This window comes from Legionella pelazae, from assembly GCF_052527395.1.
On sequence record NZ_JBNVZS010000008.1, the window covers coordinates 35,687 to 51,566 of the forward strand.

Below are 15,880 nucleotides of genomic sequence, written 5' to 3' on the forward strand. Positions count from 1 at the left end.
TTATGATATAAGAACCTAACTTAAGACAATTACATGCATATTATTCCAACAATTCTTTGTGGTGGAGCCGGTTCTAGATTATGGCCAGTTTCCCGCGAACTACATCCAAAACCTTTTATTCGTTTAAATGATGGGCAGAGCTTTTTACAAAAAGCTTTCTTACGTGCCGCCTCTATCCCACAAATTAGAGAAATTTTAACCGTTACTAATCATGAATTATTTTTTAAAACGGAAGATGAGTATCAGACTGTTAATCAACAAGGTTTATTTTTATCTTATATTTTAGAACCTTTTGGTCGCAACACTGCAGCAGCTATTGCTCTAGCAGCGCTACAAATAGCAAGTAAATATGGTAATGAAGCCATTTTATTAATTTTGCCTGCTGATCATTTAATTAATGATCATGATGCGTTTCAAAATGCTGTTGACCAAGCAATTCAACTTGCCCAAGATGAGAAATTAGTAACCTTTGGAATTAAACCAACTAGTCCTGAAAGTGGCTATGGGTATATTCAAATTGATGAGTACTGCTCCTTAAATTCCTCTAAACGAAAAGAACAAACGCTCGGTTACTTAGTTAAACAGTTTGTTGAGAAGCCAACCGTAGAAATAGCAAAAACATACTTAGAAGCTGGCTGCTATTTTTGGAATTCAGGCATGTTTTGCTTTACTGCTGGCACAGTACTTAAGCATATGCAGTCCTATTGCAGTGACATCTATGAAACTGCCAAGACTTGTATAGAGGAATCAATCACAACAGAAAGCGCAAAGGTGACTCAAATTCAATTGCAACAAGAGCATTTTGCGAAGGTACCTAGTAATTCTTTTGATTATGCAGTTATGGAGCCAGCTGCTAAAAACTCCAATTCTATTGCCGTTATTCCTTGCGATATTGGTTGGAGTGATATTGGTTCTTGGTGTGCTTTAGGCGACTTGTCAACAGCCGATACGCAAGGAAATCGAATCAATGGCGAAGCACTCTTATACAATACAGAAAATTGTTACATCCAGAGTAATGACCGCTTAATTAGTACTGTTGGTCTTAAAAACCTGATTATTATTGATACACCTGATGCTATTTTAGTTGCTGATAAAAATCAGACACAAGATGTAAGACATATTTATACTGCCTTAAAAGAGACAGATCATAAAGCATATAAATTACATCAAACTGTCCACCGGCCATGGGGAACTTACACAATCTTAGATGAAGGAAAAAACTTTAAGATTAAACGTCTTGAAGTCAATCCAGGTGCAAAATTAAGTTTACAGATGCATCATCATCGCAGTGAGCATTGGATTGTCGTTAGTGGCATGGCTCATGTGATTAATGGTGATAAAGAATTACTAGTTAGAATGAATGAATCAACTTATATTCCAGCTGGTAGTATTCATAGACTTGAAAATCCTGGCGTTTTAAATTTAGTTATTATTGAAGTACAAAGCGGAGAGTACTTGGAAGAGGATGACATCATACGATTTGAAGATAATTATGGGCGAACTTAATTTATTTAGAATATAAATGTCATTTTAAATAACTTCCTTCAATGGAAAAAGAATGCTATTTTTAGTCCAAATTAATGGTATTTACTTGCCTGATAAAGGAATTAATACTTTAACCTATAATCTAAGTTAAATAATGAAAATTCTTCTTTTTGGAAAAAGTGGACAACTAGGCTGGGAACTAAGACGCTCCTTAATGCCACTGGGTGAATTAATCGCACTTGATAGACATAGCGAATTGACTGCTAACTTTGAAGATCTAGCAGGCATTGCTAAGACGATTCGCTTCATTAAGCCTGATATAATTGTTAATGCTGTAGCCTATACGGCTGTTGATAAAGCCGAGAGCGAGCAGCACTTAGCAACTTTAATTAATGCCAAAGCGCTAGCTGTTTTAGCACAAGAAAGTGCAAAATTAGGGACTTTATTAGTTCATTATTCGACTGACTATGTATTTGACGGCTCTGGCAATATAAGTTGGCAGGAAACTGATAAGACCAATCCACTTAATTTTTATGGCATGAGTAAGTTACAAGGCGAGCAGGAAATTATAAACTCTGGCTGCCAATATCTTATTTTACGAACTAGCTGGGTTTATGGCGCTTATGGTAAAAATTTTATTAAGACAATTCTTCGTTTAGGCCAAGAAAAAGAAACACTTAAAATTATTGATGATCAAATAGGCGCACCGACTGGTACCGAACTTTTAGCTGATGTCACAGCTCATCTTTTAAAAACAGTTAAGTTGAATTCTAATCTGAAAGGTTTATATCATCTCTCAGCTAGCGGTGAAACATCTTGGCATGGTTTTGCACAATTTATTTTGCATGAAGCAGAAAAATTAGGAAAAACATTAACAATTAGAAATTTATTAGCTATTCCAAGTAAAGAGTACATTACTCCTGCTTTAAGGCCACTAAATTCCAGGTTAAATACGCAAAAATTGCAGCAAACATTTTCTATTTATCTTCCAAACTGGCAACTCGGCGTTGCAAGAGCAGTTAGAGAAATTTTAGGATCATCACTATGACAAACCGTAAAGGAATCATTTTAGCTGGCGGTACAGGAACAAGATTACATCCTATTACCCTAAGCATTTCTAAGCAGATGCTGCCTATTTATGATAAGCCGATGATTTACTATCCCTTATCAGTATTAATGTTAGCAGACATAAGGGAAATTTTAATTATTTCTACACCCATTGACTTACCCAAATTTCAAGAATTATTAGGCGACGGCCATCAATTCGGTATTGAATTAAGTTATCAAGCGCAACCATCACCGGATGGTTTAGCACAAGCCTTTATAATTGGGGAAAAATTTATTAATGGTGATAATAGTTGCTTAATCTTGGGTGATAATATTTTCTATGGCCAAAGTTTTTCAACTAATTTACAGAAGGCCTCTACCAGAGAGATTGGTGCAACTATTTTTGGTTATCATGTTAGCGATCCCGAACGCTTTGGCGTTGTTTCGTTTAACGAGCGAGGCCAAGCGGTCAGTATTGAAGAAAAGCCTAAGAAGCCTAGATCTAATTATGCCGTTACAGGTTTATATTTTTACGATAATCGCGTTGTAGACATTGCTAAAAGTATAAAACCCTCAGCCCGAGGGGAACTTGAAATAACTGATGTTAATCGCTTCTACCTTGATGATGAAACACTTTATGTAGAGGTTTTAGGAAGAGGATTTGCTTGGCTAGATACTGGTACACATGATTCTTTATTAGAAGCAGGTCATTTTGTGCACACTATTGAGCAGCGGCAAGGTTTAAAAATTGCTTGCCTTGAAGAAATAGCTTACACTGCCGGCTGGATTACTTCAGATCAACTTCTAGAGCAGGCATTTCGTTTTAGGAAAACTGCTTACGGCCAATACCTCTTGCGTCACCTCGAAGAAGAAATAGTTACATAAATTACTTCGATGAGGCGAGCAAACAAAGATATTTTGCATCGTGGGAAAGGCTTAACTTGCTTGCCGTTTTTTTGTTCAAAAATGCGGCCAAATTAGCCTTTCAGTGCAGAGGGCGACCTATTACAAGGAACACAATATTCATAAAATAAGCACAGTTGCTTTGCATAATGCAAAAGAATTTTGCTGTAATTCACAAGTTATAACAAAAAGACGCTACAATCCTATTGTTCTTTATAAAACACGAATAACTAACCTTTAATCACTTAGAGATTTAAATTATCTAACTAGCGCTAAATTATTAACATACCAAATTACGGTTTTTCGTATTCCACTTTCAAAAGTTTCTTTGGGCTGCCAACCAAGCTCATTTCTAATTTTATTAGCATTAATAGCATAACGTTTATCATGACCAGGTCTATCAGTTACATGTTTAATTAAATCACTATAATGCTTCACACCTTGAGGTTTACAAGGAACTAATTCTTCTAATATTCTACATATAGTTGAAATTACTTCAATATTTTTCTTTTCATTACAACCGCCAATATTATAAGTTTCACCTATTCTACCTTGAATTAGCGTTTGATAGAGTGCTTGGGCATGATCTTCTACATATAACCAGTCGCGAATTTGCGTTCCCTGCCCATAAACTGGTATTGATTGACCGGATAAAGCATTTAAAATTACTTTAGGAATAAGCTTTTCAGGAAACTGGAAAGGGCCATAATTGTTAGAACAATTAGTTACTAAAACAGGTAAGTTATAAGTTCGGTACCAAGCTCTAACAAGATGATCAGAGCTTGCTTTACTTGCCGAATAGGGAGAACTAGGCGCATAAGGTGTACTTTCTTTAAAAGCTTCATCCTCAATTTCTAGGTCGCCATAAACTTCATCCGTTGAAATATGATGAAAACGAAATCTACTTTTTTTGTCACTAGCTAGTGACAGCCAGTATTGTTTTGCTGCTTCTAACAAAGTATAGGTTCCAATAATATTGGTAGTGATAAATTCTGCTGGACCATCAATTGAACGATCAACATGGCTCTCTGCAGCTAAATGCATAATTGCATCAGGTTGATAAGCAAATATAGCTTCACTAATTTTAGCTGCATCGGTAATATCAATCTGCTTGAAAGAATAATTTTCATTATTTTTAACGGATGAAAGGGATTGTAAATTAGCAGCATAAGTTAATTTATCAATATTTAAGACCTTATCTTTGGTATTGGCAATAATATAACGTATTAAAGCAGAGCCAATAAATCCAGCGCCACCAGTTATTAAAATTTTCATATTCATTCTCACCGTGCTAATTGAAGTTGTGTAATAAATTGTTGCATAATAACAGTCATTGAGCCTAGTATAAATCCAATAAAAATGTTAACTAAAGGAATAAAAGATTCTTAAGCCAAATAGGTGAGTTCGGTATTTTAATAGGCTTTTCTTCATGAAAATAAACTTGCTGAATTTTATCATTATTCTTCATAAATTCTTAATGGCTATACTTAGCTTAGATTTATAGAGATTTACTACTAATAAATCATGATGCGTGTTTTAAAGCTTCGCTCATCACGTCTATCAAGTGCCTGAGTGAAAATTAAAAAAAACAGGTTCTGCTGCTTTTATACGTTTAATTTCTGCTTTTTTCTACTAAAACCAATTTTCTTAAAAAGAGCTGAAATAGCACTTACGTTTTTTATTTGTGCTATGTATAAATTTTTATCTTGTCTATTCATAAGTAATTTATATTGGCTTTTTGTAATGGCTTTTGTAAGCTCATTTCGCGAATTAATAATAATTATTCTTTTAACAGTATTAGCAAATGATTTAGAGATAATTTTTATCCATTGATAGCCAGCAAGTTCGCAACTTAAAAAATAAAACCTTTCAATGGCGTGTGCGAGTGTTCTATCTTCCTGGCCTGCTTCTTCAGGAAAGTCATCAAAAGATAAGTTGCAATCTAATAATGGTTTAAGAGCGGCGCACCGTGCCCAAAACATTGAGCCTGAAGGAAAATCAAGCCGGCCATCTAAAGCTAGATTTAATCTTAATTTGGAAGAAAATTTTTGTGCAATTTTAAAATTGTAGCCCCATCCAACCGAGGAATGAAATGGCCAAAAATGCTGAGGTGCAATCATGCCTACAGTTTGCTTAGCTTTAAATGTTTCAAAAATACTCTCTACTATTTCTTCTGAACCTAATAGATTTTCAAGTAAATAAAAGCGCCATTTTTTATGTATCTCATAATACGGTGATTTTTTAGTATGAATATGAAGGCAAAATTCATATTTACTATAAACTTCTTTAAATGTAATGAGCTTTGGGGCTATATCGCGGCCACGGTTAGGGGCAATTCTAACTATAACCTTCCCTTTTTCCCAATTAGATAAATTAGCTTCAATAATAATTTTCTTTTCTTGAGAATTAGTAGTTATAAATAAATCAAAAGGATAAGGAATATTTTTAAGATAAGATTTAAATTCATCTAACATATCAACATAATACATATGACACAAGACAGCAATAGTTGGCGTACAATCCTCAACCGAGCTCTTATACCCAAAAGGAACTACTAAAGAGTAAGCTTTTGTTAAAGGTAAATGGTGAACATTTTGCTGCATTCTGCGTTGCAACTTATAGCTCTGCAATTTACTTTTTAGCTGGAATGTTATAGTCCAATACAAAATCTTTATTACCCGCCTAAAAAACTTATGAAACTGCTTATGAACGTATCGAAGAAAGTTCACCACTATACTTAGAAAAGAAAAAGTTAGATGAGGCCTAATAATTTTTTTAAGTAGAAACATACCTGGATTACCTATACCTTAGATTGAGAAAAGATTAACTAGTTTAACGAAAGGGCTTTTTAGACATTTTACTAGAAAGTAGGTTTATCAACAAAGGAAGTAACTTTAAAGCAAACATCTTCAGGCTAACTAGTTTATATAAAAGATTTCATCTATTAGGCTTCTTATTTAATATCAGAGCACTAGATATAATCGATATTCTTATAATCTCATGTTAATTTATGAAGTTAATAGTAATACTTTGTGTAAATATTTCAATCTGATAAAAAACTAATTAGATACAAAAAGTATAGCGCTGCCCCTAAAATTTAGACAAGGCGCAAGTGAACTTGCAACGCAGTATAAAGCTTAGTGGGGTGACGCTATATGTCGTTCTTTGTAGCTTTATGTGCTTTCCATAGTTCCAACTATTAAGTTGCGAAAGATGTCTAAAATGTTAGCGGGTTTAAAATACTTTATTTTAAGAGGTAAACTATTTTATTCAGATATGCTTTAATCTATAATGCATCCATTTTCAATAGCGCAGAAGAAGGCAATCACCATAACGTGATCAATAAAATGGATAAGCTCAAATGAATAAATTAACCCAATTTTTTGAAACGGATTCAATGTTTATTGGATTATTCTTAATTTCATTGATCTTATCGGTTGGGTATATAGTAGGTTTTGCTAGTTTATTCTTCTGTATCTCAATTTATTTAATTTTATATGCGGTTTCTTATTATTATGTTCTGAAAAATCAGATCCTAAAGCGAAATGAAATAAACATAATTTTTTTAATAATTACATTAATTAATGCTTTTGTGTATTCTATTATTATTAAAGAAAAATACATTTATTATTGGGACTTTCGGGCATACTGGAATATTACAGAAGATACTTCAAATTTGATTTTTAATAATTTAATCTTAACTCTTAAGCAGTGGTATCATAGCATCTTGTATGATGTTTACAATATAACGCCTTCAATATTTTTGTCATTACCCGTCAAATTGCTAGGAACAAGTTATTTAAGTTATGTGTTAGCAATCTTAAATGTTTTTATTATTCCCTGTTTTTTTGTATTAGCTATTTTAATTCAAACTATTATCAGAGAAACTACCGAGAAGGACATAAAATTATATAATATTTTCCTTGTATTGGTATTGTTCCCTCCTGTGTTTAATCCATTATTGTATGGTTATTTAGATTCTATAGGATTACTCTTCAGTTCTATAATACTATTGATCGTTTATCATGATGAGCTTATTAAATTTCATTTAATAAGAAATATTGTTATAAGTTGTTTATTGTTATTATTAATCTTTTCAAGGCGATGGTATGGATTCTGGTTTGAAACATTTTTTATAGCTTTGACCATAACTAATTTTATCAAATTTTTAATGGAAAAGAATTACACTTGGGCACATTTAAAGAACTATTTAATAAATATATTCTTTATTGGTTCATTTTGTTTTTTAATTTTGCTATGTTTTTTTACTCCATTTTTAACTAGATCTTTATTTAATGATTATAATTTTACTCATTCAGCCTATAAGTTAGGGAGTTTATTGTTCAATTTATTAGGTTCATTTAACTACTTTGGCATAGGACTCCTTTCATTGGCTCTTGTAGGAATGATATTTGGTTGTGTCTATCATAAAAGTAGATATTGGACGATTTTTACATTAATTCAAATGAGCTTAATCTGGATCCTATTTAATCGAATGGAATCCATGGGATGGCATCATCAATATTTGTTTTGTAATCAAATTTTAGTATTTTTAGCTTTAGGAATTTTTATTCCGTACATTAAATTACAGAAGAATTTATATAAGTTTCTTTATTTATTAGCAGTAATTAGCTTACTAACATTTAATTTTATAAGTAACTATTTTTACCACCTTAATAATAAAATTATATCCACACACTACCAAACACCACGGATTCGTAATGATATTGAAGTTATAAAGCAAATAGATAATGAACTTAATACCTTAGTAAAAGAAAATGAAAAAATATACGTCTTAGCCAGTTCATATATAATAAGTGACGAGATCTTTAGAAATGCTTTTGCGCCAGAGTCAAGAAATCCAGTTCCTGCAATGTTATATACCCATCATGTTGATGAAATAAATGGTTTCCCATATCAATTTTTTGAGGCTAGTATTATTGTGGTAGGTGATCCAGTACAATATCACTTAAACCCTAAACATCAGCGTATGATAGGTATTTTAGCTAAAGATTTACTAAGTGGAAAAAATATTGGTGCCCATTATAAATTAATTAATGATAAATACGAACTGGATAACCATGTTAGAGTGAGGATTTATAAGAAAATTAGTGATTTAACCCAAACAGATGTTGATTATTTATTAGCTAAAATTAAGCATTTTTATCCTGAGCACAAAGAATTATGGCCAGATAAAATGCATTCTTTAACTGGTTAAGTTCTTATATGAAAGCTTAGCACGAGCTTAAAGTTTAAATTTAATCTTGATACTTTCATACCTTCTAAAATAGCTTCAAATTACTTAAATCAGATGCCATCCAAAAGAACAGATGGCTAAATTTCTGGCTGTAATTTAATTTTTTGGCTCCTTTCGTCGCTCAAGCTAAACTAAAATTTTGATTATCAAACTTACTAGTTGAACATCTTTATAGACATCAAAAAATTGATTTTATTTATAGTTTTGTATTTTAGATTATTTCAAATAACAGAAAATATTAAGTAGTGTGGCATGAAAGCGATTTATAAAATTTTTTAACCAGTAAGTGAAAGTTAAGGCATAAATAAAATCACTTATTCATGCTAAAAGTGTCGGCAGGCTTTGAAGAAAGAAATTTCTTTATAGTGTATCAAATGAAAAAGTTAAATCGTTAACTAAATTATTAGTTACTAAAGCATGAATGTAGAAAGGAATTATTTATTCTGGAAATTGATAAGGGCCATAATTATTAGAATAATTAGTCATAAGAACAGGTAAATTGTAAATTGCTAATGAATTTAAGATATAACATTATTTAAATGGCAACTTTTAATAAGTTTAACCAGATTATTAAACTTAGATTTCTTACTGATGAATATTGCAATTCTGTTTATAAAAAACTATAGTGCTTTTCTTTTAAAGATTTAATTATTATACTATGCAACAAATCAAAAAACGCATGATATTTCTTGATTATTTAAGGATCTTTGCATTTATTAGTGTTCTAATTGGCCATAAATTTACTCCCTTCTTCTTTCATATTGCTCATTGTTCTAAAATTCATGATTCGCTTAAATTTTTAGTAAATTTGGTTTTACCATTTTGTGTTGGCGGTGGCGCTGGAGTAATAGTCTTTTTCTTGGTTTCTGGTTATGTTATTACCTATGTATTACAAACCGAATTACCACTTGAATTTCTTGTTAAACGAATTTTCAGAATATACCCTCTTTTTATAATAGCTACATTATTGCAAGTGTTTCTTAACTTGATTGTTGATCATATTCCTCCAAATTATCCTGTTTTAATTCCGCAACTCTTATTAATTGGTGATTTTTTTCAGGCACCTAATGTGCTTGGTGGCGTAGAGTGGACTTTACGTGTAGAAATTATATTTTATTTTTGTATGTTCATAATGCGCTCACTAAATCTTATTAGCAAGGATACTATAGTATTACCCTTAACTTTAGTTTTTCTTACCCTTTTGCTTAATTTTATTTCTCCTATTCCAGGAGAAAACACGTGGAATATAGGGTTTTTAAATTTATATGGCCCTTTTCTTTTTCTAGGTGTTTTTATCTATTTATATGAAAATCAGCGTATAAATTTAAGCACGTTAGCGGCTTTTACTTGTTTAGTTTTTATGCAGTGCTGGCACTTAACTAGAGTTTATCAGCCAAACTGGCTCCATGCTCATTTTGCATCACTCGCATTTTTACTTTTTCTAATAGCATGGAAATTTAGAGAACGATTAACAACTAATGCAATTATTGTATTTACTTCAGAATTAACTTACTCCGTTTATTTGTTTCATAATTGGCTATACGATAGAATTAAACAATGGTCTGGTGATGGTTTATTTGCTAAAACTCCTTTTACTTTAATTCTATTATTTTTGATTTGTGCTTTTTTCGTTAAGTTTATTGAAAAGCCAGCTATTAGATTAGGTCGAGTAATTTATCAGTATCTTACTAGACAATCTAATAAAATTAATCTTGTCAAAGTAACAAAATTAACCCATACCTAGATAGAACGTATTAGTGCTAAAGACAATAAGGGGGCTTGGCTTGTGAGATATACACATCTAAGTTTCATCATTAAAAGTAAGCTATTTTTCCATAGAATTGAGTACAGTACAAAAAAAGGATTGTTATTAGACAGAAAAAATTATTCTTCTGGTTAAAGCTTACCAATAAATTCTTGTTTAAGAAATCATCGCATGGTAAATGTTTACTTTAATTTTCAGAAATAAATATACATAAATAGTAAAAATGCTACATTGAGGACGTTATGCAAAGTAAGCAATATAACAAAATTATAGGAATACTTCTTTTTTTGCCAATTTTAAGTTTAATGTTGCAAGAAATTTCCTGGCTTCTTTATAGCATTGATATTCCATTTTTAGATGATTGGCGCATGTATATGCAGCAAGATATGGGCTCTTTTAAATTAAAGGACCTTTTTTCTCCAGCCAATGATACCTTATCACCTGTTGGCAAAGCATTAGACGCTCTTACCTACCGAGCTTTTAAAGGAAACACTGTTGTCTATCAGTTTATTTCTATGCTTGGTATATTAGGTTTATTATTATTATTACAGTGGCGCTTATTATATTTAGCTTTAAATAATCGCCTACTAGCAGCTTGTGCTTTCACCCTTACATTATTAATGCTACAACCCGATACTTATTGGGGCTTACAAAATGTAGCTTATCATCAGGCTATCCCTTTACTATGTATTTTATCTTCAATTTACATTGTTTTAAATGAGAAATGGCATAATGCTTGGCAAATAATACCAATTTTGTGTGCATTAGGTATAATCTCAGGTTTTTCTTATATAAGTGGTGCTGTTGCCATCCTTACATTAGGTATTGTCTTTTTATCATTCAATAACATTTTAAAATTTAGGTGTAAAAAACCTCTTTTTATAGGATGCCTATCATTTTTAATTACTGGAATTTTTACAACGCTAGCTCAACTATGGGTAATCATCTTTGTACAACATGGTACTCATCGTCCCGACGCACCAATGGCATACCCAACTCAGATTGATTTTTGGCTTTATTTATTAGGCAAAATTGCTCGCTCATTACTACTGCCTTCTAGTAAGCCCCTTTTCTCATTAATTTTAACCCTTGTTACTGCAATTTTTACTATTGGTTTATTGATATGGTCTTTTTCTTTTCTATTTAAAAAAATTCCGCCGTCTTTGCCAGAAGCTAGACCAGCTCTCATATATACATCCCTATTTAGTATAATCTTTACATATCTTTTAATTGTTGCCGCTGGTCGTACAAATTTACATCCGCCAGAACTTCATAAAAATTTAGAAATATTTACTTTAGGTTTTGCCCGTTTTCACTATTTCTGGGTGACTCTATTGTGGCCTTGGGCTGCAGCTTTACTTTTTTCCATTTTAAAATCATTTAATTTGTCTCATTTGAAATATAAACTTGCTCTAATTATACCTATTGTAACACTTCCTTTTATTATCAGCGCAGGTGCATTAAATCATCCAAAATTTTTTAGGCATATTATAAGTTTTAGAATGAATCTTATGAAATGTTTAGTACAAGAAGTACAAGCGGGAAAAGATCTGTCATGTACTTTCGTCCCATCGTTACAGGCACTAATGTATGGAAAAAATGCAGGTGCTTCCTATTGGCGCCTTTTTACATTTCTTTCAATACCAGCCGAAAAAGAAAATGATGTGAGTGCAAATAAGCCAAAAATGTATAGATGAGAAGGCTTGGCAATAAATTATGCCTTCTAAAATTATTCTTAAAGGTAGTTTTAACAGTTCGCGTAATGGTGTCAACTTAAGTATGAAAACTTTCCAAAGGGATAGATATGCTTAAGTTTTTATGCCAATTATAATATTGGCCTAGACAAATAAAAATTTTTCGAGCCTACAGAAAAATCTAGTCTATTTTCTAAAGTATCATCTTATAATTCTTCAATTCTTTTTTAAATTGTAGTTTGTTTAATAACCTTTGTTCTATAGAATCAACTTAGTAATTTGCTAATCATTAAAAATAAGATATTTCCCAGAGCATTAATAATTAATTTCCCCTGGAAATTAATAGTTGAACTTTCTTGATTTATTAATTAAGTTTTGCTAATTTTTACTTCTCAAATTACTTAGTCTTTCTAAGCCATATACCATTTAAGGAAAAAATATGAGTATTTCTGAAACAGCAATTATAGATAAAAATGCAATAATAGGAAGAAATGTTCATATAGGGCCATATGCAGTTATTGGAAATTGTTATATTGGTGATAACTGCATTATTCATCCGCATGCTTATATTGGTGATGGCATTAAACTTGAAAGTGAAGTAGAGATCTTTAATGGTGCTGTTATAGGTAGAGAGCCTAAAGGCGCTGGTAGTACTTCTAGGAAAATTCAATTTAAAAAAGAAATATTAATAAAAGATAATTCTTCAATAGGCCCACATGCTGTGATTTATTATGAGGTTGAGATTGGTTCTTCTACTTTAATTGGCGATGGCGCTTCCATTCGGGAACAATGCCGAATTGGAGATAATTGTATTATTAGCCGCTATGTGACATTCAATTATAATGTCACTGTCGGGAACCGAGTAAAGATTATGGATTTATCGCATATTACAGGTAATACAGTCATTGAAGATGATGTCTTTATTAGTGCCCTAGTTGGTACAGCAAATGATAATAAAATTACTGTAGGTTATGGTGAACATGTAATAGGGCAACATATTAAGCAGGGTGCTATTATAGGCTTAGGCGCTAATATTTTACCACAGGTTAAAATAGGCGCAGAGGCACAAGTTGGTGCAGCAGCGCTAGTTACACGTAATGTACCTGGGAGCAAGCAAGTTAGAGGAGTACCGGCTAAAGAGAATTGATAAATAAAATTATTAGACTAAACAGATGTGTTTAGCTCTGCATATTTTTGGCCACATACAATAGTGCGATTCAATAACTTTAGTATTTCGTATGTTTTGAATCATTAGACTTACATACTTTTCACTAAAGAAAGTACAAAATTTTAGTTGCTTTTGGTGTCTAGAGACTGAATCAAGTAGGAAGCCCACAACTTATAATGATGAGAGGTATATTTCAAAATTATAAAACGATACCTATCCTTGATTTTATTAAGGTAAAACTATATTTCTACAGTCGACTATATAATTCATCTATGAAATTTTATGTAGCAAAACCAACTTATTCATAAAGTATGATAAAGGAATCATGATCAGAATAACAATTAATGGTGCTATAGTATCATTTAGCTTCTCTAACTCGACTAAAATGTATAATAATAATGATGACACGATGTATTGAAAAATATAGATAAGTGGATAGTAGCTAAAAACTTTCCAAGAATATTGCACTTTAAAAACTATTTTGGCATTGAAACTATAGGAAAAAATAATACCTGCCACATATGCGAATAAATAGGCCCACTGATAACTGATAACTAATTTTAAGAGTAAATAAATAGCGTAAGTAAGAACTGTATTCAAAAAGCCACCGGATAAAAAACGCAACCCATATCCTAATTTTTGCTTTAATGCACTTCGCTGCACTGACTTTCCTTTTTGCTAACTATATTAATAAACTCCTGATAATTGCGAATATAATCATTTGCGTCATAATAGTCTGAAGTAAATACTAATAACACAGCATCGCTAGAGTATTTATATTGAATTCCCCAAATAAGAGGTGGTAAATGTAATCCTACGTTAGGCGACTCTAGCATAACTTCATTACGCGCTTTGCCATCATCTACCACCACGGAACAACTTCCTTTTACACAAATTAAGAATTGATGACAATTATAATGAGCATGTTCACCCCTCGTTTTTTCACTTGGAACGTTAAATACTAAAAAATATCGTTTAGGAATAAAGGGTATATCTTTAAGGAACTCACCTACTGAAAGATCGCCTCGCATATCTCGAACCAGTTTGAGCTGATATAATTTAACCTTGCCAACATTAAGTTGTTTTGTAGAAGTAGATAAAGCTAAATCAGTAGACCTGCTTTGCCCAAGGTTCTCACTTAACGAATCACTCTCTACATAGCCTACAATTTTTGCTGGTGATCCTATTACAATAGCATAAGGAGGAACAGACTTGGTGACTACAGCGCCGGCCCCGACCATTGCTCCCATGCCAATAGTTAATCCAGGTAATATAGTGGACCCACCCCCAATAGAAGCACCTCGTTCTATTTTAGTAGTAAGAAACTCCTCTGGATATACTTTTGATCTCGGAAATTTCTCATTGGTAAAAGTAACGTTGGGGCCAATAAAAACATCATCTTCTAATTGAATACCATTCCAAAGATAAACGCCTGACTTAATAGTAACGTTATTACCAATCATAACATCATTTTCGATAAAGCAATTAGCACAGATATTTACATTACTTCCAATCTTAGCGCCAGAAAGAATAACAACAAATTGCCAGATACGCGTAGCTTCGCCAATTATTTTTGATTGCACATCCGCAGTAGGATGAATATAAATGGATTCAACCATTATTAACCCTTAATTTATTTTCACATTGTACAGACACAATAGCTAATGGCCTACGTTTACTATTTTCATAAGCTCGCCAAGCATAAGTGCCAACCAGGCCTAATCCTAAAAGATTAAAAGCGCCCATTGTTAAAATAATCAGTACAGTAGCAGCATAACCTGGTACGGCAATTACGTGAAAAAGACGAGCATATAATACAAGTAGACCTAAAATAACTGATAAGATAGTGCCTAAAGCGCCAATTTTCATTAATAGCCTCATGGGATAATCAGTAAAAGCGAAAATACTATCCATCATGTATTCTATTTTTTTATTAAATGTCCAAGCTGATTTTCCTTCTTGACGCACCTGCCGTTCATAGCTAACTAGTTTTCGTCTAAACCCGAGCCAAAAAATAAGCGCAATTAAAGAAGAGCGTGATTCATCAAGCTCTAATAAATGATCTCGAAACAGCTGATTACAACCAAATACATCAACACCACCTTCAGGCATATCACGCACAACTAAGCGCTTGTATAGTTTCCAGAAAAGCCCAGAAGCTATCCGAGACATTAGTGGATCATTGCGTCTAAGACGGGTTCCAATGGCCACATCACACTCATTAGCATCTAATGCCTTAAAGAAATTAATTAATAAGTCTATAGGTTCTTGAAGATCTGCCGCCATAACACTGTAGTATTTTCCTCTTGCAGCCTTTAGGCCACTACGTATAGCTGGAAAGGAGCCAAAATTACGCGAATGTAATAAAAGCTGACTTGCATAAGGAAGGGTATCTATAGCCTCTCGTAATAAAACATATGATTTATCAGGGCTGCCATCCACAACAAACACGACTTCTAAATCACCACTTAATTCCGTATTCATTTTTGCTAATGCTTGCAGTAACCGTGGTATAGATGCTTCATTTTTATAAACAGGGACTATTACTGAATACTTCATAT

Annotated in this window: 12 protein-coding genes; 7 read left to right on the top strand and 5 right to left on the bottom strand. The window is 32.4% G+C overall.

Annotation, left to right across the window (positions count from 1 at the left end; all coding sequences use genetic code 11):
• Positions 1-33: 33 nt before the first annotated feature.
• The 3 genes from ACQUW5_RS09475 to rfbA all read left to right on the top strand — a co-directional run bounded on the left by ACQUW5_RS09475 (position 34) and on the right by rfbA (position 3,417).
• A complete protein-coding gene (locus ACQUW5_RS09475; RefSeq protein WP_444990999.1) occupies positions 34-1,506 on the top strand; it encodes a mannose-1-phosphate guanylyltransferase/mannose-6-phosphate isomerase in 1,473 nt (490 codons plus the stop codon).
• Between the two features lie 133 nt (positions 1,507-1,639).
• The gene (rfbD, locus tag ACQUW5_RS09480; protein WP_444991000.1) at positions 1,640-2,533 is read left to right on the top strand and encodes a dTDP-4-dehydrorhamnose reductase; all 894 of its coding nucleotides are present in this window, start codon (positions 1,640-1,642) and stop codon (positions 2,531-2,533) included.
• The gene (gene rfbA, locus ACQUW5_RS09485; protein ID WP_444991001.1) at positions 2,530-3,417 is read left to right on the top strand and encodes a glucose-1-phosphate thymidylyltransferase RfbA; all 888 of its coding nucleotides are present in this window, start codon (positions 2,530-2,532) and stop codon (positions 3,415-3,417) included. Before rfbD ends, rfbA begins: the two co-directional genes overlap by 4 nt.
• 276 nt (positions 3,418-3,693) lie before the next feature.
• On the opposite strand, the gene rfbB is transcribed toward rfbA, so the two are convergent.
• Together rfbB and ACQUW5_RS09495 are read right to left on the bottom strand one after the other, a co-directional pair.
• Positions 3,694-4,710 (bottom strand): dTDP-glucose 4,6-dehydratase, encoded by a 1,017-nt coding sequence (gene rfbB / locus ACQUW5_RS09490; RefSeq protein ID WP_444991002.1) that lies wholly within the window; start codon positions 4,708-4,710, stop codon positions 3,694-3,696.
• A gap of 329 nt (positions 4,711-5,039) precedes the next feature.
• Positions 5,040-6,038 carry a rhamnan synthesis F family protein gene (locus tag ACQUW5_RS09495; protein ID WP_444991003.1) on the bottom strand — a complete coding sequence of 333 codons (999 nt, stop codon included), beginning with the start codon at positions 6,036-6,038 and terminating at the stop codon, positions 5,040-5,042.
• Positions 6,039-6,796: 758 nt separating this feature from the next.
• Here ACQUW5_RS09495 and ACQUW5_RS09500 point away from each other — a divergent pair.
• From ACQUW5_RS09500 to ACQUW5_RS09515, 4 genes are all read left to right on the top strand, one after another.
• A complete protein-coding gene (locus ACQUW5_RS09500; RefSeq protein ID WP_444991004.1) occupies positions 6,797-8,653 on the top strand; it encodes a hypothetical protein in 1,857 nt (618 codons plus the stop codon).
• Positions 8,654-9,350: 697 nt separating this feature from the next.
• Positions 9,351-10,436, top strand: a complete 1,086-nt coding sequence (locus ACQUW5_RS09505; protein ID WP_444991005.1) for an acyltransferase family protein — start codon at positions 9,351-9,353, stop codon at positions 10,434-10,436.
• Positions 10,437-10,699: 263 nt separating this feature from the next.
• Positions 10,700-12,154 carry a hypothetical protein gene (locus ACQUW5_RS09510; protein WP_444991006.1) on the top strand — a complete coding sequence of 485 codons (1,455 nt, stop codon included), beginning with the start codon at positions 10,700-10,702 and terminating at the stop codon, positions 12,152-12,154.
• 436 nt (positions 12,155-12,590) lie between these two features.
• Positions 12,591-13,298 carry a hypothetical protein gene (locus ACQUW5_RS09515; RefSeq protein WP_444991007.1) on the top strand — a complete coding sequence of 236 codons (708 nt, stop codon included), beginning with the start codon at positions 12,591-12,593 and terminating at the stop codon, positions 13,296-13,298.
• Positions 13,299-13,589: 291 nt separating this feature from the next.
• Here the strand turns inward: ACQUW5_RS09515 and ACQUW5_RS09520 are convergent, their stop codons facing one another.
• From ACQUW5_RS09520 to ACQUW5_RS09530, 3 genes are read right to left on the bottom strand one after another with little or no spacing between them, the layout of a single operon-like run.
• A complete protein-coding gene (locus ACQUW5_RS09520; RefSeq protein ID WP_444991008.1) occupies positions 13,590-13,982 on the bottom strand; it encodes a GtrA family protein in 393 nt (130 codons plus the stop codon).
• Entirely contained in the window at positions 13,964-14,938 is a 975-nt protein-coding gene (locus ACQUW5_RS09525) for a WxcM-like domain-containing protein (protein WP_444991009.1), read from the bottom strand. Before ACQUW5_RS09525 ends, ACQUW5_RS09520 begins: the two co-directional genes overlap by 19 nt.
• The gene (locus ACQUW5_RS09530) at positions 14,931-15,878 is read right to left on the bottom strand and encodes a glycosyltransferase family 2 protein (protein WP_444991010.1); all 948 of its coding nucleotides are present in this window, start codon (positions 15,876-15,878) and stop codon (positions 14,931-14,933) included. Before ACQUW5_RS09530 ends, ACQUW5_RS09525 begins: the two co-directional genes overlap by 8 nt.
• Positions 15,879-15,880: the final 2 nt, after the last annotated feature.